Origin of the sequence: Methylobacterium sp. Leaf465 (genome assembly GCF_001424705.1) — a bacterium.
GTDB lineage: Bacteria > Pseudomonadota > Alphaproteobacteria > Rhizobiales > Beijerinckiaceae > Methylobacterium.
In genome coordinates this window covers 416,700-433,914 of record NZ_LMRA01000023.1, presented here as the reverse complement: position 1 = coordinate 433,914, position 17,215 = coordinate 416,700, and the positions used below count along the sequence as shown (strand labels likewise).

General features: G+C 69.3%; 16 protein-coding genes, 1 other RNA gene and 1 pseudogene. 11 read left to right on the top strand and 7 right to left on the bottom strand.

The features are described from left to right. Nucleotides 1-53: 53 nt before the first annotated feature. Together ASG51_RS14280 and ASG51_RS14275 are read left to right on the top strand one after the other, a co-directional pair. The gene (locus ASG51_RS14280) at nucleotides 54-635 is read left to right on the top strand and encodes a YqaA family protein (RefSeq protein ID WP_056381447.1); all 582 of its coding nucleotides are present in this window, start codon (nucleotides 54-56) and stop codon (nucleotides 633-635) included. A gap of 20 nt (nucleotides 636-655) precedes the next feature. After that, a complete protein-coding gene (locus ASG51_RS14275; RefSeq protein WP_056352735.1) occupies nucleotides 656-1,144 on the top strand; it encodes a disulfide bond formation protein B in 489 nt (162 codons plus the stop codon). 3 nt (nucleotides 1,145-1,147) lie between these two features. On the opposite strand, the pseudogene ASG51_RS14270 reads toward ASG51_RS14275, so the two are convergent. The 4 genes and pseudogenes from ASG51_RS14270 to ASG51_RS14255 form a co-directional block, all read right to left on the bottom strand. After that, nucleotides 1,148-1,639, bottom strand: a pseudogene (locus tag ASG51_RS14270) (DUF1178 family protein). A gap of 36 nt (nucleotides 1,640-1,675) precedes the next feature. Next, on the bottom strand, nucleotides 1,676-2,524 hold the full coding sequence (locus ASG51_RS14265; protein ID WP_056381445.1) for a carbon-nitrogen hydrolase family protein: 849 nt from the start codon (nucleotides 2,522-2,524) through the stop codon (nucleotides 1,676-1,678). Next, complete coding sequence (gene grxC / locus ASG51_RS14260) at nucleotides 2,521-2,778, bottom strand: glutaredoxin 3 (protein WP_056215299.1); 258 nt, start codon at nucleotides 2,776-2,778, stop codon at nucleotides 2,521-2,523. Before grxC ends, ASG51_RS14265 begins: the two co-directional genes overlap by 4 nt. A 94-nt stretch (nucleotides 2,779-2,872) precedes the next feature. Further along, nucleotides 2,873-3,229, bottom strand: coding sequence for a response regulator (locus tag ASG51_RS14255; protein ID WP_003603128.1), 357 nt, complete (start codon nucleotides 3,227-3,229; stop codon nucleotides 2,873-2,875). A 208-nt stretch (nucleotides 3,230-3,437) separates the two neighbouring features. On the opposite strand from ASG51_RS14255, the gene ASG51_RS14250 reads away from it, so the two are divergent. After that, nucleotides 3,438-4,346, top strand: a complete 909-nt coding sequence (locus tag ASG51_RS14250; RefSeq protein WP_056215295.1) for an N-formylglutamate amidohydrolase — start codon at nucleotides 3,438-3,440, stop codon at nucleotides 4,344-4,346. Nucleotides 4,347-4,513: 167 nt separating this feature from the next. Beyond that, nucleotides 4,514-6,679, top strand: a complete 2,166-nt coding sequence (scpA, locus tag ASG51_RS14245; protein WP_056381443.1) for a methylmalonyl-CoA mutase — start codon at nucleotides 4,514-4,516, stop codon at nucleotides 6,677-6,679. Between the two features lie 94 nt (nucleotides 6,680-6,773). Here scpA and ASG51_RS14240 read toward each other — a convergent pair whose 3' ends face one another. After that, nucleotides 6,774-8,309 (bottom strand): YifB family Mg chelatase-like AAA ATPase, encoded by a 1,536-nt coding sequence (locus ASG51_RS14240; RefSeq protein WP_056275636.1) that lies wholly within the window; start codon nucleotides 8,307-8,309, stop codon nucleotides 6,774-6,776. 163 nt (nucleotides 8,310-8,472) lie between these two features. Between ASG51_RS14240 and ASG51_RS14235 the strand changes: the two genes are divergently transcribed. Beyond that, on the top strand, nucleotides 8,473-8,736 hold the full coding sequence (locus ASG51_RS14235; protein WP_156389713.1) for a PepSY domain-containing protein: 264 nt from the start codon (nucleotides 8,473-8,475) through the stop codon (nucleotides 8,734-8,736). A gap of 47 nt (nucleotides 8,737-8,783) precedes the next feature. On the opposite strand, the gene ASG51_RS14230 is transcribed toward ASG51_RS14235, so the two are convergent. Next, nucleotides 8,784-9,251, bottom strand: coding sequence for a DUF5991 domain-containing protein (locus ASG51_RS14230; protein WP_156389712.1), 468 nt, complete (start codon nucleotides 9,249-9,251; stop codon nucleotides 8,784-8,786). 236 nt (nucleotides 9,252-9,487) lie between these two features. Between ASG51_RS14230 and ffs the strand changes: the two genes are divergently transcribed. The 5 genes from ffs to ASG51_RS14210 all read left to right on the top strand — a co-directional run bounded on the left by ffs (nucleotide 9,488) and on the right by ASG51_RS14210 (nucleotide 14,430). After that, nucleotides 9,488-9,584, top strand: an RNA gene (gene ffs / locus ASG51_RS23490) — signal recognition particle sRNA small type. 68 nt (nucleotides 9,585-9,652) lie between these two features. Beyond that, a complete protein-coding gene (locus ASG51_RS14225) occupies nucleotides 9,653-11,533 on the top strand; it encodes a DNA polymerase III subunit gamma/tau (protein WP_056381441.1) in 1,881 nt (626 codons plus the stop codon). Nucleotides 11,534-11,600: 67 nt separating this feature from the next. After that, entirely contained in the window at nucleotides 11,601-11,921 is a 321-nt protein-coding gene (locus tag ASG51_RS14220) for a YbaB/EbfC family nucleoid-associated protein (RefSeq protein WP_056215279.1), read from the top strand. A 113-nt stretch (nucleotides 11,922-12,034) separates the two neighbouring features. Next, entirely contained in the window at nucleotides 12,035-13,942 is a 1,908-nt protein-coding gene (locus ASG51_RS14215; RefSeq protein WP_082514007.1) for a CHASE3 domain-containing protein, read from the top strand. 155 nt (nucleotides 13,943-14,097) lie between these two features. Further along, nucleotides 14,098-14,430, top strand: a complete 333-nt coding sequence (locus ASG51_RS14210) for a hypothetical protein (RefSeq protein WP_056215272.1) — start codon at nucleotides 14,098-14,100, stop codon at nucleotides 14,428-14,430. Between the two features lie 58 nt (nucleotides 14,431-14,488). Here ASG51_RS14210 and ASG51_RS14205 read toward each other — a convergent pair whose 3' ends face one another. After that, nucleotides 14,489-16,105, bottom strand: a complete 1,617-nt coding sequence (locus ASG51_RS14205) for a phosphoenolpyruvate carboxykinase (protein WP_056215433.1) — start codon at nucleotides 16,103-16,105, stop codon at nucleotides 14,489-14,491. A 426-nt stretch (nucleotides 16,106-16,531) separates the two neighbouring features. Here ASG51_RS14205 and recR point away from each other — a divergent pair, with 426 nt between their 5' ends. Next, on the top strand, nucleotides 16,532-17,137 hold the full coding sequence (gene recR, locus ASG51_RS14200) for a recombination mediator RecR (RefSeq protein ID WP_056215269.1): 606 nt from the start codon (nucleotides 16,532-16,534) through the stop codon (nucleotides 17,135-17,137). Nucleotides 17,138-17,215 lie beyond the last annotated feature (78 nt).

Genomic DNA, 17,215 nt, shown 5'->3' with positions numbered 1-17,215 from the left:
GCCGTATGGTCAAAGGGCGCCGCCCATCCCCTCCAGCCCTCTCGGACCCCTTTATGATCCGTCGCCTCTACGAGTGGATCCTTGCGCTCGCGGGCAAGCCCTCCGCACCCTACGCCCTCGGCGCGGTGGCCTTTGCCGAGAGCTCGTTTTTCCCGGTGCCGCCGGACGTGATGCTGGTGCCGATGGCGGTGAGCCGGCCGGATCGGGTCTGGTTCTACGCCCTCATCACCACCCTGGCTTCGGTGGCGGGCGGCCTCGTCGGGTACGCAATCGGCGCCCTGCTGTTCGATTCCATCGGCCAGTGGGTGTTTCGGGTCTACGGCCTGTCCGACAAGGCCGCCACCTTCCAGGCCTCCTACGGAGAGTACGGACACTGGGTGATCCTGCTGAAGGGCCTGACGCCGATCCCCTTCAAGCTCGTGACCATCACCTCGGGCTTCGCCCATTACGACCTGTTCTGGTTCGTGGTGCTGTCGCTGCTGACGCGGGGCGCCCGGTTCTTCATCCTGGCGGGACTTCTGGGCCGCTACGGCGTTCAGATCCGGGGGGTGCTCGACCGCCACCTCAACGTGGTGGCGGCGATCTCCGTCGCCGTGATCATCCTCGGCTTCGTGCTGTTCAAGGTGTTGCTCTAGACCAAGGTGATCTTAGAGAGATGGATTACGCCTCGCTCCTGCGCCTGCGCCGCGCCGCCCTCCTCCTGCTCGTCGGATCCGTGCTGACGCTCGCGGGCGCCTGGTACTTTCAGTGGGGGCTCGGCTACGTGCCGTGCAAACTCTGCCTGCAGGAGCGGATTCCCTACTACGCGGCGATTCCGTTGGCGCTCCTGGGCCTTGTCCTGCCCGCCCGGGCCACCCGCCTCGTCCTCGGCCTCGCCGCCCTGGGCCTTCTCTACGGGGCCGGACTCAGCGTCTATCACGCCGGGGCGGAGTGGAGCCTCTGGGCCGGACCCACCGATTGCGGGGGCGGCGCGGGCGCCAATCCGTCCGACGTCGGCGATTTCCTGAACGCACTCCAGAGCACGCGCGTGGCCGACTGTTCCACGGCGGCCTGGCGCCTGGCCGGGATCTCTCTCGCGGGCTGGAACGCGCTCATCGCCTTCGCCCTGGCGTCGGTAGCCGGAACCGCCGCGCTGAAGCGCTGAGACTCAATGCCGGTCGTCGGAGGCCGGCGGCAGGGGCGCCACTGCGATGCCCTCGTCCACGAGGGCGCGCGCCTCGTCCAAACTGGCCTCGCCGTAGATCGCTCGGGTCTCGGTCTCCCCGTAGTGGATCCGCCGGGCCTCCTCCGGGAAGCGCGTTCCGACATCGTCGGCGTTCCGCGTCACCGCCTCGCGCATGGCCCACATCAGGGCGCGCAGGCGCTGCTCGGGTTCGGTGAGCGCCAGTTGCGGTGTCGTGTGCGGTGCCGCGGGGATCGAGCCCGCCTCCGAGGAGAGACCCGCCGGGGCCGGCGGGGCGCGGGAACCGCGATCCGTTCGGGCGACCGAGGGCGCCATCATGCTCTTGCCGACCCGGACCGAGCCGCAGACCGGGCAGGAGACGAGTCCGCGCGCCGCCTACGCATCGAAGGAATCGCTCGAGGGAAACCAGCTCTCGAAGCCGTGCTGGGCCTCGCAGACGAGGGTATAGCGGATCATCGGGTCACGGTTTTCGGAAGACGTGTGCGAGCGGCGTCAGGAAGGGCGCCCCACCCGCTGGATCGTGAAGGGGCGGGCATGCTGCAGGGTCGGAATGCGGGCGCGGGCATCGGCCACGCGGGCGAGGTCGATCTCGGCGAGGATCACCCCCGGCTCGGCCCCGTCGGCGTCGGCCAGGATCCGGCCCCAGGGATCGACGATGAGGGAATGGCCGTAGGTGTCGCGCCCGTCCTCGTGGTGCCCCCCCTGGGCCGCCGAGATCATGAACGAACCGGTCTCGATGGCGCGGGCCCGATGCAGCACGTGCCAATGCGCCTCCCCCGTCTGCTTGGTGAAGCAGGCCGGCGCCGTCAGGACGGTGGCGCCCGCCTCCGCCAGGGCCCGGTACAGGGCCGGGAAGCGGATGTCGTAGCAGATGGCGAGGCCGATGGCCGCCCACGGCGTGTACGCGACGACGGCGCAGGCGCCCCCCGTATAGGTGGCGGATTCACGCCAGCGCTCACCGTTGGGCAGGTCGACGTCGTAGAGATGGAGCTTGTCGTAGGAGGCGGTGATCGCCCCCTCCGCATCGATCAGGAAGGCGCGGTTGGCGACCTTGTCGCCGTTGCGCACGGCGAGTGACCCGATCTGGATCACGATGCCGCGCGCGCGGGCGACGTCGCGCAGGGCCGCCAGCGTCGGGTCGTCGTCCTGGGCCGTGACCTTCTCGAACAGGCTCGCCTTGCTGCGCTCCACCAGGGAGGTCATCTCGGGGGTCTGGACGTAGTGCGCACCGGCATCCGCGGCCTCACGGACCAGGGCCACCGCGGCGTCGCGGTTGGCGAGGGGCTCGCGGCCCGAGCGCATCTGCACGCAGGCGGCCGTGAATTTCGGCGCGTCGCTCATGCGGCCACCAGGGCGTCGAGCTTGCCGGCGCCATTCAGGGCATAGAGGTCGTCGCAGCCACCCACATGGGTGTCGCCGACGAAGATCTGCGGCACGCTCGTGCGGCCCCCGGCGCGCTGAACCATGGTGGTGCGCGAGCCGGATGTCCGCTCGACGTCGATCTCGGTGAACGCGATGCCCTTGTCGCGCAGCAGGCTCTTGGCCGCCGAGCAGTACGGGCACCACGCGGTTGTATAGATCGTGACCGGCTTCATCGTCGAAACGCCCCATCCCAATCCGTACAGCATATAGGCGAGCAGGCAGGCTCTTCCTACTGCCTCGATTCGGTGGGGGTGTCGGCGGTTATGCTCAGGCGGCCAGCAGCTTCTCGACCTCGTTGACGAGATCGCGCAGGTGGAAGGGCTTCGACAGGACCTTGGCGTCCTTGGGGGCCTTCGAATCCGGGTTCAGAGCCACGGCGGCGAAGCCCGTGATGAACATCACCTTGATATCCGGGTCCAGTTCGGTGGCGCGGCGCGCCAGCTCGATCCCATCCATCTCGGGCATCACGATGTCGGTGAGGAGCAGCTCGAAGGGCTCCTCGCGCAGGCGATTGTAGGCCGACAGCCCATTGTCGAACGACAGCACGTCGTAGCCGGCGTTCTGCAGCGCCTTGGCCAGGAAGCGGCGCATGTCGTTGTCGTCTTCCGCCAGGAGGATCTTCATCGAGCAGCGTCCCGTACCTTTGATTCGACGTGTTCTTTCCACAAAGCACCGGCTTGGTAAACAGAACGTTGCCGACCCGTCGGGGCGGGGGTGTCCAACGGCACGAGCGGCGGCCTTGCGGCACGCCCGTCCTGCTGGACAGGCGAGTCGGCAACCCGCAAAGTGGGGCGATGCGTTGTCCCGTCCGCACCGAGGCGCCCGCGCCGCGATGACAGAGCCGTTCCAGACCCCCGAAGCGTCCGGGGCGGCAGCCTTCGATCCGCCCTTCACGGTGGACGAGCCGACGGCGCATACCCTCCCCTTCGTCTTCAACACGCCGCATTCCGGCACGGTCTACCCGCCGGCCTTCCTGGCCGCCTCGCGCCTCGACGGGCTCGCGCTGCGGCGCTCGGAAGACGCGCACGTGGACCGGCTGTTCGCCCCGGTGGTCGATCTCGGGGCGCCCCTCATGCGAGCGCATTTCCCGCGGGCCTTCCTCGACGTGAACCGCGAGCCCTACGAACTCGACCCGCGCATGTTCGACGGACGCCTGCCGGCCTTCGCCAACACCCGCTCCATGCGGGTGGCGGGCGGCCTCGGCACCATCCCGCGCCTCGTGGCCGACGGTCAGGAGATCTATCGCGGACGTCTGCCGGTGGCGGCCGCGGTCGAGCGGATCGAGGCCCTGTACAAGCCTTATCATCGCGCGCTCCGCAGCCTGATCCAGCGCACGGCGCGCCAGTTCGGGCACGCCATCCTGATCGACTGCCACTCGATGCCGTCGTCGAGCCTCGGGCGCGACGAAGCGGCGCGGGCCGACATCATCCTCGGCGACCGTTTCGGCACCGCCTGCGCGCCGATCCTGATCGACGCCTTCGAGCACCACCTGCGCGCCCGCGGCTACCGCGTTCTGCGCAACAAGCCCTACGCGGGCGGCTTCATCACCGAGCACTACGGCGAGCCGAACGTCGAGCGCCACGCGCTGCAGATCGAGATCAATCGGGGCCTCTACATGAACGAGGCGAGCCTCGCGATCACGCCGGGCTTCTCGGAATTGGTCTGGCACCTGCGCAGCGTCGTGGCGGCCGTCGCCGCCGAGGTTCAGGGTCTTGCCCCCTCACGGATGGCCGCCGAGTAGGGCCGTCCGACAAGAAAGTTTTGGCAGCGGCCCGAAAAGATTTGCCGGCCGCTTGCGCGAAAGTGACGGTTTTGCCGCCCCCATCCGGGCGAAGTCCGGTTAGGAGTAGCCCAGATTGCGCGCGTACCTATAATGCCGGGACGCCGCCGCCGCACGAGCCAGAGCCCATGACGTCTCGCATCCCAGACTTCGCGACCGTTCCCTACGCGGCCGATGCCGTGCCGGCTCCGGTGCCGCCCACGGGCGAGCCCTGGATGACGCCCGAGGGCATTCCGGTGAAGGGCGTCTACGGCCCCGAGGATCGCGAAGGCATCGAGTTCCTCGACACCTATCCGGGCGTGGCGCCCTACCTCCGCGGCCCCTACCCGACGATGTACGTGACCCAGCCCTGGACGATCCGGCAATATGCCGGCTTCTCCACGGCCGAGGATTCGAACGCGTTCTACCGGCGCAACCTTGCCGCCGGGCAGAAGGGCCTGTCGGTGGCCTTCGACCTCGCAACCCACCGGGGCTACGATTCCGACCATCCGCGCGTCTCGGGCGATGTGGGCATGGCCGGTGTGGCGATCGATTCGATCTACGACATGCGGACGCTGTTCTCAGGCATCCCGCTCGACGAGATGACCGTCTCGATGACGATGAACGGCGCGGTGTTGCCGATCCTGGCCCTCTACATCGTCGCGGCCGAGGAGCAGGGCGTCCCGCCGCAAAAGCTCGCCGGCACGATCCAGAACGACATCCTCAAGGAGTTCATGGTCCGCAACACCTACATCTACCCGCCGGCGGGTTCGATGCGGATCATCGGCGACATCTTCGCCTACACCTCGAAGAATATGCCGAAGTTCAACTCCATCTCGATTTCCGGCTATCACATGCAGGAGGCCGGGGCGACGAACGACCTCGAGCTCGCCTACACGCTGGCCGATGGTGTCGAGTACATCAAGGCGGGCCTCGCCGCCGGGCTGACCATCGACCAGTTCGCTCCGCGTCTGTCGTTCTTCTGGGCGATCTCGACGAACTTCTTCATGGAGATCGCCAAGATGCGGGCCGCGCGCCTGATCTGGGCCAAGCTCGTCAAGGAGTTCGAGCCGCAGAGCGACAAGTCGCTGCCCCTGCGCACCCACAGCCAGACCTCGGGCTGGTCGCTGACCGCGCAGGACGTCTTCAACAACGTCACCCGAACCTGCATCGAGGCGATGGCGGCGACGCAGGGCGGCACCCAGTCCCTGCACACCAACGCCCTCGACGAGGCGCTGGCCCTGCCCACCGACTTCTCGGCCCGCATCGCCCGCAACACCCAGCTCTTCCTGCAGCAGGAGAGTGGCACGACGCGCATCGTCGATCCGTGGGGCGGCTCCTACTACGTCGAGAAGCTGACCCAGGACATCGTCGCCCGCGCCTGGGAGCACCTGCGCGAGGTCGACGAACTGGGCGGCATGGCCAAGGCCATCGAGGCCGGCATCCCGAAGCTGCGCATCGAGGAGGCGGCCGCCCGGGCCCAGGCCCGGATCGATTCCGGCCGCCAGACCATCGTGGGCGTGAACAAGTTCAAGCCCGACGACGACCGCGCCATCGAGTTGATGCGCGTCGACAACGGCAACGTCCGAACCCTTCAGATCGACAAGCTGAAACGGCTCCGGGCCGAGCGCAACCAGGCGGAGGTCGACGCGGCCCTGGCGGCCCTGACGGCAGCGGCGCGGGGGACGGGCAACCTCCTCGAACTCGCCGTGAACGCGGCGCGGGCCAAGGCGACGGTGGGCGAGATCTCGGACGCCTTGGAGACGGCCTGGGGCCGTCACCGGGCTGAGATCCGCTCGATCTCGGGCGTCTACAAGCGGGAGGTGGGTGGCATGTCGCCGGTGGTCGAGACCGTTCGCAAGCTCGTGGAGACCTTCGAGGAAAACGACGGGCGCCGCCCGCGCATCCTCGTCGCCAAGATGGGCCAGGACGGACACGACCGCGGCCAGAAGGTCATCGCCTCCGCCTTCGCCGATCTCGGTTTCGACGTGGATATAGGGCCACTCTTCGCGACACCCGCGGAGGCCGCCCGGCAGGCGGTGGAGAACGACGTCCACATCGTCGGCGTGTCGTCGCTGGCCGCCGGTCACCTGACTCTGGTGCCGGAACTTAAGGCCGCGCTCACCGAGCAAGGCCGCGGCGACGTGATGATCGTCATCGGCGGCGTCATCCCGCCCGGCGACTACGACGCCCTCTACGCCGCCGGCGCCTCGGCGATCTTTCCGCCCGGCACCGTCATCGCGGAGGCCGCCGTGAAGTTGATCGAGGAATTGAACGGGCGCCTCGGCTACGCCGCGCGCCAAGCCGCCGAATAAGGCATCGGGTCGAGCGCACCGCCGCCCCCCCCCCGGCGCCTGCGCCCAGGCCTCCGGGGGCTTGACCGCGACCGGACAGGGGCTCCGGGCGCCGTCATGCCGCTGCTGGCTGGTCCGATCGCCCGCGATAGGACAGGGCCTCGGCGAGGTGGATACGGCGGACCCGGGCCTCACCGTCGAGGTCGGCCAGGGTGCGGGCCACGCGCAGGGTCCTATGGAAGCCGCGCGCTGAGAGCCGCATGGTCTCGGCGGCCGAACGGATCAGAGCGGCCCCCTCCTGGTCCAGCGCCGCCACGGCCTCGATCACCGGCGGCGGGCAGGTGGCGTTGGTGAACGTGGCGTCCGGATCGTAGGCGGCGTAGCGCGCGGACTGCAGAGCGCGGGCGGCCGCCACACGCGCCGCCATCTCGGCCGAGCCCTCCAGGGGCGGCGGCAGGATCAGGTCGGCGGCCGTGACCGCCCCGACCTCGATGCGCAGGTCGATCCGATCGAGGAGCGGCCCGGAGATGCGGGCGCCGTACTGGGCGACGCAGCGCTCGTTCGGCCCCCGGCGGCAGGCATAGCCCGGCTCCAGCGCCTGACCGCACCGACAGGGATTCATCGCGGCGACGAGCTGGAAGCGGGCCGGGTAGGTCACCCGGTGGTTGGCCCGCGCGATCATGATCGTCCCAGTTTCCATCGGCTGGCGCAGGGAATCGAGGACCTGGGGCGTGAACTCAGGCAATTCGTCAAGGAACAGCACGCCGCCATGGGCCAGCGAGGCCTCGCCCGGACGGGCGTTGATGCCACCGCCGACCAGGGCCGCCATGGAGGCGGAATGGTGCGGCTGCCGGAACGGGCGCCGGTTCGAAAGGGCTCCGCCCTTCAGTTCGCCCGCCACCGACTGGATCATCGAGACTTCGAGGAGCTCCCGCGGTGCCAGTGGCGGCAGGATCGAGGGCAGCCGCGCGGCGAGCATCGACTTGCCCGCCCCCGGGGGCCCGTTCATCAGGAGGTTGTGGCCGCCGGCCGCCGCGATCTCCAAGGCGCGCTTGGCGCCCTCCTGACCCTTGATGTCACGCAGATCCGGCAGGGCGGCGCCCGGCGCGGCCACCGCCGGCTCGGGCCGGGCCATGACCTGGGTACCCTTGAAGTGGTTGGCGAGCTGGATGAGCGAGCGCGGCGCCAGCACGTCGAGGTCGCCGCCGGCCCAAGCGGCCTCCGGCCCCGTCGCGGCCGGGCAGATCAGGCCGAGGCCGAGGGCGCTGGCGGCCATGGCGGCGGGCAGCACACCGGACACCGCCGTGATCGTGCCGTCGAGGGCGAGTTCGCCGAGAACGCAGTAGCCCGCGAGCGCATCCGCCGGCAGGGCGCCGATGGCGCCCATCACCGCCAGGGCAATCGGCAGGTCGTAGTGCGAGCCCTCCTTCGGCAGGTCGGCCGGGGCGAGATTGACGGTGATGCGCTTGGCCGGCAGGGCGAGGCCGGAGGCGATCAGGGCCGACCGCACGCGTTCCCGGGATTCCGCCACCGCCTTGTCGGCGAGGCCCACCACCGTGAAGGCGACGATGCCGGGGGCGATCTGAACCTGGACATCGACGGCCCGCGCCTCGATGCCCTCGAACGCCACGGTGGCGACGCGCGTGACCATGCTGGATCGACCTTCGGGGCGGAAAGATCCGGCGACCCTAGGGGGCGGCGTCCCCGGATACAACCTCTGGGCGCAGCCATCGCGCGACGTCGAGAGGAACCTCATCCGGGCTGAATGGTTCGATGGAGGTCAGAAACATTCCTCGACACAGCAGGGAGACACCATGTCGATCAAGCTCACGGGCCTCGCCGCCCTCGCCCTCGGCCTCGCCTTCACCGGCTCCGCCTTCGCCGACCGGAAGCCGACCCCGGAGGAGCAGACCAAGATCGAGGCCGTCCTGAAGCAGGAAGGCTTCACCAAGTGGAAGAAGATCGAGGTCGAGGACGACGAGATCGAGGTCGACGACGCCATCGACGCCAACGGAAAGCAGTTCGACCTAGAGCTCGACCCCAAGACCTTCGCCATCGTGAAGCGCAAGGCCGAATAGTCCTGCGCACTCCGCAGTGACCTTTCGCCGGAGCATTGCTCCGGCGGTCAGCCCTTGCGGGTGAAATAGGTGCCGGCCGGCGCGGCCGAGCCGGCACCGCTCGGATTGAGCGCCCGCCACTGCGTCAGAACGGTATCGCCGCCCCGACGCATCTCGAACAGGTTCGTCCCGACATCGTAGAGCCGCGTGCCGTAGGCGTTGACCGTCCGTCCATCGCCGAAGGTGTGGAAGGCGACGGACAAGCGCTCGTCCGTACCGCTCGCCTTGCAGACGATGGTCTCGTCGGTCTGGAAGCCCTCGATCCGCAGCAGACAGTCCCGGTTGCCGCGTCCCGGAGCGATGTCGAGGTCGTAGGTGACGACGATCGGCGACCCGCCAACGGTGCGCCCGCCATCGTGCTCGTAGAGGTAACGCCCGGCCCAAGCTCCCGGCACCTGGGGCGCGGCGGATGCCGCCATCAGGCCCGCCACGAGGCCGGTGGACACCATCAGTCTCAAGCCGAACCGCCGCGTCATCGGCATCTCCCTCGTCATCGATCAGGACAGGACGCGGAAGTTGGCGCAGGGATCGGGCGATTTGCGGGCACACCGCGGCCGCCTTCCCCGCCCTGCCCGCACCGGCCTGTCGGGAGTCGCCCTCCGAGGCGCGAAGTCCGGTTGGAATACCCGGAGGCCGCTTGGAATACCCAGAGGCCGCTTGGAATACCCGGAGTCCGCTTGCATCCGTCGCGCGCGGCGGCCATATAGCCCTCGGGAGGTTGGCGAGGGACGTTTCACTCGCCAACCGGGTCAGGTCCGGAAGGAAGCAGCCCTAACGAGACCGAGCGGGTCTTCGTCCAGCCTCCCACCTCGATCGATGCCTCGGGCTCGCGTGGCGGCACCCTCCGACCGGAGCCGCACCAACCCAGCAAGGCGGCATGGACGCGACCTCCGGTCCTCTGAGCGATGCCGGGCTCCTGCCCGGCCTTCCCGAGCCGACCCCGGCCGCCACGCCCTATCGGGTGCTGGCGCGCAAGTACCGGCCCCAGAACTTCGACGACCTGATCGGCCAGGGCGCCATGGTGCGGACTCTGGCCAATGCCTTCGCGGCCAACCGCATCCCACAGGCCTGGATGCTCACCGGCGTGCGCGGCGTCGGCAAGACCACCACCGCCCGAATCCTCGCCCGCGGCCTGAACTACGTCCGCGACGGCCATCCCGATACCGGCCCCACCATCGCGATGCCGGAGCTCGGCCGGCACTGCCAGGCCATCATGGAATCCCGGCACATGGACGTGCTGGAGATGGATGCCGCCTCGCATACCGGCATCGACGACGTGCGCGGCATCATCGACGGCATCCGCTATTCGCCGGTCTCGGCCCGCTACAAGGTCTACATCGTCGACGAGGTCCACATGCTTTCGGAGAAGGCGTTCAACGCCTTCCTGAAGACCCTGGAGGAGCCACCGCCGCACGCCAAGTTCGTCTTCGCCACCACCGAGATCCGCAAGGTGCCGGTGACCATCCTGTCCCGGTGCCAGCGCTTCGACCTGCGCCGCGTCGAGGCCGAAACCCTGGTCGGGCACCTCGCCCGGATCTGCGCCGCCGAATCCGTCGAGGCCGACGCGGAGGCGCTGGCGGCGATCACCCGGGCGGCCGAGGGCTCCGTGCGCGACGCGCTCTCGCTCCTCGACCAGGCGATCGCCCACGGGGCCGGCCTCGTCAGCGCCCAGAGCGTGCGCGACATGCTGGGGCTGGCCGATCGCGGCCGCATCGTCGACCTGTTCGAGGCGGTGATGCGCGGCGACATTCCGGCCTCCTTCGCGGAGGTGCGCGGGCAGTACGAGGCCGGCGCAGACCCGGCCGTGATCCTGTCCGACCTCGCGAGCTTCACCCACCTCGTCACCCGCCTGAAGCTGGTGCCGGACGAGGCTGCCGCCGATCCGACCCTGAGCGAAGCGGAGCGGTCGCGTGGGAGCGCGTTCGCGAAGACACTTTCGGTCCGCGTGCTGTCGCGGGCCTGGCAGATCCTCCTGAAGGCGATCCCCGAGGTGCAGACGGCGACCCGCCCGCTGGCGGCGGCCGAGATGGCCCTGGTGCGTCTCGCCTACGCGGCCGACCTGCCGACCCCGGACGAGGCCCTGCGCCAGATGAAGGCCCAGGCGCTGACGGGCCCCGCGGCAGCCTCCGGTGCCGCGGCCCAGCCCCTCGCCCAATCCCCGTCGCCGGTCCCCGCGATGGCCGAGAGCCGCCCGGCCCTGCCACCGATCCCGACCTTTTCCGGGGAGGCGCCGCCGCCGCGCCCCGCCCTGACCATGGCGGCCAATGGCGGCGGGCCGCGCCCCGCCCTCGCGAGCCCGGCTCCCGCGCCGCAGCCCGAAGGGCCGCGCCTGCTCCGGTTCACCGACGTCGTCGCCCTGGCCGATGCCAAGCGCGACATCGGCCTGAAGATGGCCCTGGAGCGCGAGGTCCACCTCGTGCGCTTCGAGGAAGGGCGCATCGAGTTCCGCCTCGCCGACGGGGGGCGCCAGAGCATCGCCAACGACCTCGCCCGCGCCCTGGACGCCTGGACCGGCCGGCGCTGGATCGTCGCCCTGTCGAAGGAGGCCGGCGAGCCGACCCTCGACGCCACCGCGCGCGCCGCCACCGAGACCCGCCACCAGAACGCCGCCGCCCATCCCCTGGTTCGCGAGGTCCTGGCCCGGTTTCCCGGAGCGCAGATCGTCGACGTGCGCGACAAGGCGCCCGAGGGATCGCCGGCGATCGAGGCCGCGCCTACCGGCGAGGCCGAGACCGACGAGCCCGACGACGAGACATAGCCTCCGGGGCCGTGGCGCCCCAGATGTGATCCATCCCGGTTCCGGAACGACAGAGAGGGCAGACCCGATGCGCGACCTCATGGGCATCATGAAGCAGGCCCAGGCGATGCAGGAGAAAATGGCCTCCCTGCAGGACGAACTCGACACCGTCGAGGTGTCGGGTGCGTCGGGCGGGGGCGCCGTCCGCGTGACGATGACGGCCAAAGGCCTCGTGAAGGGTGTACAGATCGACCCCGCCATGCTCGTGGCCGACGAGCGCGAGATCCTGGAGGACCTCATCGTAGCGGCGGTCAACGATGCCCGCGGCAAGGCCGAACAGGTTGCAGCCGAGCGGATGGCCGAACTCACCAAGGGCCTGCCGATCCCCCCGGGCATGAAGTTGTTCTGAGACCGTCAACCCGGCAATTCGGCAACATCGATCACAATTTGGTCGCCGAAGCGTTGCCATGGGCTGGTCGGAGTGGAACGTTGGGGCTCCAACGTTCTCCCGCCGGCTGGATCATGAACTTTGATGCGCATCTTCCTCGGGCTACGCCGATACAGCCCAAGGCTGTACCTGGACGCTTCAGGGACATTGCGCCTCTCATCATCGGATTTTTACTTCTGATCGCGACAGCTGCTGCGACAGCCAATCTGGTTGCGGAGCAGGATGCGAACCGAGCCGAACTGCGCCGCAGCGTCCGCATCCGGGACGCCATCTTCACCCTGTATTCCGGCCTCCAGGATGCGGAATCGGGACAGCGCGGGTTTCTCCTCTCGGGCGACGAGACCTACCTCAAGCTCTACGAGGAAGCCGGCGCGAGGACGCCCGGCCGCCTGTCCACCATCGCGGAAGCCGTTGCGCGCAATCCGGGCATGTCGGCGATCATCGCCCGGCTCAGCCGCGCCGCCGAGGCCAAGCTCGGGGAGATGCGCGAGACCGTCGCCCTGCGCCGCACCGGCCAGGTGGAAGCGGCCCTGGCGCGCATGCGCTCCGGCGAGGGCAAGCACCTCATGGACGAGATCCGCTCGCTCTTCGGTGAGGCGCAGGCCGACAATTATCGCCGCCTGATCAGTCGACAGGAACAGGCGGGCGAGGCTGCCCGCCAGGTGCAGCTCGCCGTCGCGGCGGCCGTGGTCCTCATCGTCCTCCTCGGCGCGTACGTGGTGATCGACGCGAGCCGGCGCCATCAGCGGACCCTTCGCGCCCACGCGGCCCTGCAGGAGGCGAACGCGTCCCTGATCGAGGCCGCCGCCACCCGCGACATGCTGGAGAATCGGCTGCGCCAATCCCAGAAGATGGAAGCCCTCGGGCAGCTCACCGGCGGCCTCGCGCACGACTTCAACAACATGCTGGCGATCGTCATCGGCAATCTCAGCCTCCTCAAGCGACGCCTGGAACGCGGAGAGCGGGCGGTGGAGCGCTACGCCGAGCAGGCCCTCAAGGCCGCAGACCGGGCAGCGACCCTCACGCATCGGCTGCTCGCCTTCGCCCGCAAGCAGCCCCTGGCCCCGGAGGCCATCGCCTGCAACCGCCTCATTGCCGCGATGTCCGACCTGCTGCGCCGCAGCCTGGGCGAATCCATCCGGATCGAGACCGTGGCGGCCCCCGACCTCTGGACCACGAAGGCCGATGCCAACCAGCTGGAGAACGCGATTCTCAACCTCGCGGTGAACGCCTGCGACGCGATGCCGAAGGGTGGCCGACTCGTCATCGAGACCGACAACGTCCATCTCGACGAGACCTATGCCGCCCGGAATCCCGGCGTTCCGGCCGGCCCATACGTCCTTGTCGCCCTCACCGACAGCGGCGGCGGCATGCCGCCCGACGTCGCCGCCAAGGCGTTCGATCCGTTCTTCACGACGAAACCCGTCGGACAGGGCACCGGGCTCGGTCTCAGCCAGGTCTACGGCTTCGTCCGCCAGTCCGGCGGCCACGTGGCGATCTATTCCGAACCCGGGCGGGGAACGACGGTCCGGCTCTACCTGCCGCGCCATCTCGGCGACGCCGCCGAGATGGCGCGGGTCACGCCGACGATGCTCCCGGAGGGCTCGGCCCGGGAGGTGATCCTGGTCGTCGAGGACGAGGACGGGGTGCGCGACCTCGCCGTCGCGGCCCTGCGCGACCTGCGTTACACCGTGATCCACGCGGAGGGTGCCAAGGACGCCCTGCAGAAGCTCGACACGCATCCCGAGATCGCGCTGCTCTTCACCGACGTGGTCATGCCGGAGGTCAACGGCCGCGAGCTCGCCCAGGCCGTCCACGAGCGCCGGCCCGACCTGCCGGTGCTCTTCACGACCGGCTATACCCGCAACGCCATCGTGCATAACGGGCTGGTCGATGCCGACGTACAGTTGCTGGCCAAGCCCTATACCCTGGAGCAGCTGGCCCTCAAGGTGCGCCAGGCGATGGTGCGCGAGGCGGCCTGAGCCATCCCGCGCGGGCCCCGTCCGGCACTTCGGCGCGCCGAATCCGTGGTTCGAGACACGATCTGCTCCGCCATCAACCGGTCTACGGCCGATAGCCCCGCTTTTCACCGATCGGAGTCGGGCTGTCTTAACGGATGCCCGTGTCTGTTGCAGGCATGGATGAGCATCGCAACGCCGTTCGGGCCCTGACGCATTTGTCCGGTCGTGTTGCCCTCGACGGGGCATCGGCCGAGACGACGCCCTGCCTCGTGCGAAACCTGTCGCCCATCGGGGCCCGCGTCGCCTTCTGCACGGAGGTCGAGGTTCCGGACAGCTTCGACCTCTTCCTCGACCCGGGCGACACCGCCTACCGGGCGCAGACGATCTGGTCCAGCGGGAACGAAGTCGGCGTCCTCTTTCGCGAAGCGCGGGAGAATGCCCCCGAGGTCCTGTGCGACGATGTCCTGTGCGACGAGGATCCCGCGCGCGGAGCGACCCCGAAACCGTAGCGCCCCCATCGGACCCCGTGCCGGGACGCGGACGCGCCGCGCCCCGGATGGCCGGCGCTCAGGCGGCCGCGGAGAGCACCGGCTCGGCGGCGCGGACCTCCGCGTCCACGTGGGCGGCGAAGCGCTTGAAGTTCTCCTGGAACATCGTGACGAGGCGCGTCGCGGTCTCGTGGAAGGCCGCCTTGTTGGTCCAGGTCTCGATCGGAGACAGCACCTCCGTCTCGACGCCCGGCACCGCGACGGGCACCCGGAAGCCGAAATAGGGATCGCGCCGGAACTCGACATGCGCCAGGGAGCCGTCCAGGGCGGCCGTGAGCAGGCGGCGGGTGACCCGGATCGGCATGCGGCGCCCGGTGCCGACGCCGCCCCCGGTCCAGCCGGTGTTCACGAGCCAGCAATCGACCTCGTGATGGGCGATGAGGTCCCGCAGCAGGTTGCCGTAGACGCTGGGGTGGCGGGGCATGAACGGCGCGCCGAAGCAGGTCGAGAACGTCGCCTCCGGTGCGGTCAGCCCGCGCTCCGTGCCGGCGACCTTGGCGGTGTAGCCGGAGAGGAAGTGGTACATCGCCTCGGCGCCGGTCAGCCGAGCGATCGGCGGCATCACGCCGAAGGCATCGCAGGTGAGCATGACGATGTTCTTGGGGTGCGCGGCGCGTCCCGTCGCGCTCGCATTGGCGATGAAGTCGAGCGGGTAGGCGCAGCGGGTGTTCTCGGTGAGCGAGGCGTCGTCGAAATCCGGGACCCGGGTCTCCGGGTCGATCACCACGTTCTCCATCACCGTGCCGAAGCGCTCGGTGGTGGCGTAGATCTCCGGCTCGGCGTTGCGCGAGAGACGGATGGTCTTGGCGTAGCAGCCGCCTTCGAAGTTGAAGATGCCGTCCTGGCTCCAGCCGTGCTCGTCGTCGCCCAGGAGCTGGCGGGAGGAATCGTTCGAGAGGGTGGTCTTGCCGGTGCCCGACAGGCCGAAGAACAGGGCCGAGTCGCCGGCTTCGTCGAGGGCCGCGTTGGCCGAGCAGTGCATCGGCATCACGCCAGCGCCGGGGAGCACATAATTGAGATACGTGAAGACCGATTTCTTCATCTCGCCGGCATAGGCCGAGCCGCCGATGAGGACGAGCTTGCGCGCGAAGTCGATGGCGATCACCGTCTTCGAGCGGCAGCCGTGCCGGTGCGGCTCGGCCTGAAAGCTCGGCAGGTCGATGATCGTCAACTCGGGGACGTAGTCCGCAAGGGACGCGCGATCCGGCCGGATCAGCAGGTTGCGGATGAAGAGGGAGTGCCAGGCGAGCTCCGTGTACACCCGCGCATTGACGCCATGCGACGGGTCGGCCCCGCCGCGCAGGTCCTGCGCGAACAGCTCACGGCCCTCCGCATGGGCGAGGAAATCGGCGTACAGGGTCTCGAACTGCTCGGGCGTGATCGCGCCGTTGTTGTCCCACCAGATCTCGTTCTCCGTGGCGGCGTCGCGCACCACGAACTTGTCCTTGGGCGAGCGGCCGGTGTGGGACCCGGTGGTGGCCACGAAGGCGCCGCCGCGGGCGAGCTGTCCCTCGCCGCGGGCCAGGGCTTCCTCGTAGAGGCGGGGAACCTCGAGGTTCCAGTGGACCGCCTTCAGGTTGCGCAGCCCGATGGCTTCGGAACCGTGCGCTGCATTGAATTCGCCGATATTGGTCACGCTCATCTCTCCTCGGGCACCTGATCGCGTCGCCACCCATCACCGGGAGCCGTCGGCTCTCCGACGTCGTTCGGCTTTCGAGCGTCCGCGTGGTTGGTCAGGTCCACCGCGCGCAGGTTCACCGCTCGAAAGCCGCGCCCTTCCTGCATAGAGACGGACGATTTGCCGTCAATCCGCTTGTCAGCCAACAAAAAGACTTACATGAACCGGATGAACGACGAAGTCTCCTTGGAAGCAGGCCGGTGCGGCAGGTTCTTTCGCCGCGTTTTCGCGACGCCGGGGGGCGAAATTTCGGGCCGGAAACCCTATTTCGGACGAGGCTGGAGAGCCGGTCGCACCCGTTCGGCACCGCCGTACCGTCCCATCCGCCCGCCTGCTCCGTAATCTGCCGCGTGGGTGTCCCAACCGTCACGAGAATTTGCGTCCATGGCACAAGCCGTCGCCGGTCCCGAGATCGAGCGCCTGATCCAGCTTCTGGCCCGTATGCCGGGTCTGGGGCCTCGCTCCGCCCGCCGCGCCGCCCTGCAGCTCATCAAGAAGCGCGAGACGCTCCTCGCGCCGCTGGCGGACGCGATGCGGGTGGCCTCGGAGCGGATCGTCGTGTGCCAAGCGTGTGGCAACGTCGATACGCGCGACCCCTGCACGATCTGCTGCGACGAGAGCCGCGACCCGGCCACTCTGGTGGTGGTGGAGGACGTTTCGGACCTCTGGGCCCTGGAGCGCTCGGGGGCGGTGACGGCCCGCTACCACGTCCTCGGCGGCGTGCTCTCGGCCCTCGACGGCGTACGGCCCGAGCATCTCAACCTCGACAGCCTCGTGGCCCGCGCCGCCGACCCGGCCATGCGGGAGATCATCCTGGCCCTCAACGCCACCGTCGACGGGCAGACGACCGCCCATTACGTCACGGAATCCCTGAAGGCGCACGGGCTCAAGGTGACCCGCCTCGCCCATGGCGTCCCGGTCGGGGGCGAACTCGACTACCTCGACGAGGGCACCCTCACCGCCGCGATCCGCAGCCGAACCCCGTTCTGACTCCGGACCGCGCCGATCCGGTATTTGACCGGACTCCGGCGCGCCCGTATCTGCGGGGGCTCAGGGCCGCCGCCCGCC

Bases quoted from the DNA above. Each gene is read 5' to 3' on its own strand.
- ASG51_RS14280 (WP_056381447.1), top strand. From the start codon at position 54: ATGATCCGTCGCCTCTACGAGTGGATCCTTGCGCTCGCGGGCAAGCCC.
- ASG51_RS14275 (WP_056352735.1), top strand. From the start codon at position 656: ATGGATTACGCCTCGCTCCTGCGCCTGCGCCGCGCCGCCCTCCTCCTG.
- ASG51_RS14265 (WP_056381445.1), bottom strand. From the start codon at position 2,524: ATGAGCGACGCGCCGAAATTCACGGCCGCCTGCGTGCAGATGCGCTCG.
- grxC (WP_056215299.1), bottom strand. From the start codon at position 2,778: ATGAAGCCGGTCACGATCTATACAACCGCGTGGTGCCCGTACTGCTCG.
- ASG51_RS14255 (WP_003603128.1), bottom strand. From the start codon at position 3,229: ATGAAGATCCTCCTGGCGGAAGACGACAACGACATGCGCCGCTTCCTG.
- ASG51_RS14250 (WP_056215295.1), top strand. From the start codon at position 3,438: ATGACAGAGCCGTTCCAGACCCCCGAAGCGTCCGGGGCGGCAGCCTTC.
- scpA (WP_056381443.1), top strand. From the start codon at position 4,514: ATGACGTCTCGCATCCCAGACTTCGCGACCGTTCCCTACGCGGCCGAT.
- ASG51_RS14240 (WP_056275636.1), bottom strand. From the start codon at position 8,309: ATGGTCACGCGCGTCGCCACCGTGGCGTTCGAGGGCATCGAGGCGCGG.
- ASG51_RS14235 (WP_156389713.1), top strand. From the start codon at position 8,473: ATGTCGATCAAGCTCACGGGCCTCGCCGCCCTCGCCCTCGGCCTCGCC.
- ASG51_RS14230 (WP_156389712.1), bottom strand. From the start codon at position 9,251: ATGACGCGGCGGTTCGGCTTGAGACTGATGGTGTCCACCGGCCTCGTG.
- ASG51_RS14225 (WP_056381441.1), top strand. From the start codon at position 9,653: ATGGACGCGACCTCCGGTCCTCTGAGCGATGCCGGGCTCCTGCCCGGC.
- ASG51_RS14220 (WP_056215279.1), top strand. From the start codon at position 11,601: ATGCGCGACCTCATGGGCATCATGAAGCAGGCCCAGGCGATGCAGGAG.
- ASG51_RS14215 (WP_082514007.1), top strand. From the start codon at position 12,035: ATGAACTTTGATGCGCATCTTCCTCGGGCTACGCCGATACAGCCCAAG.
- ASG51_RS14210 (WP_056215272.1), top strand. From the start codon at position 14,098: ATGGATGAGCATCGCAACGCCGTTCGGGCCCTGACGCATTTGTCCGGT.
- recR (WP_056215269.1), top strand. From the start codon at position 16,532: ATGGCACAAGCCGTCGCCGGTCCCGAGATCGAGCGCCTGATCCAGCTT.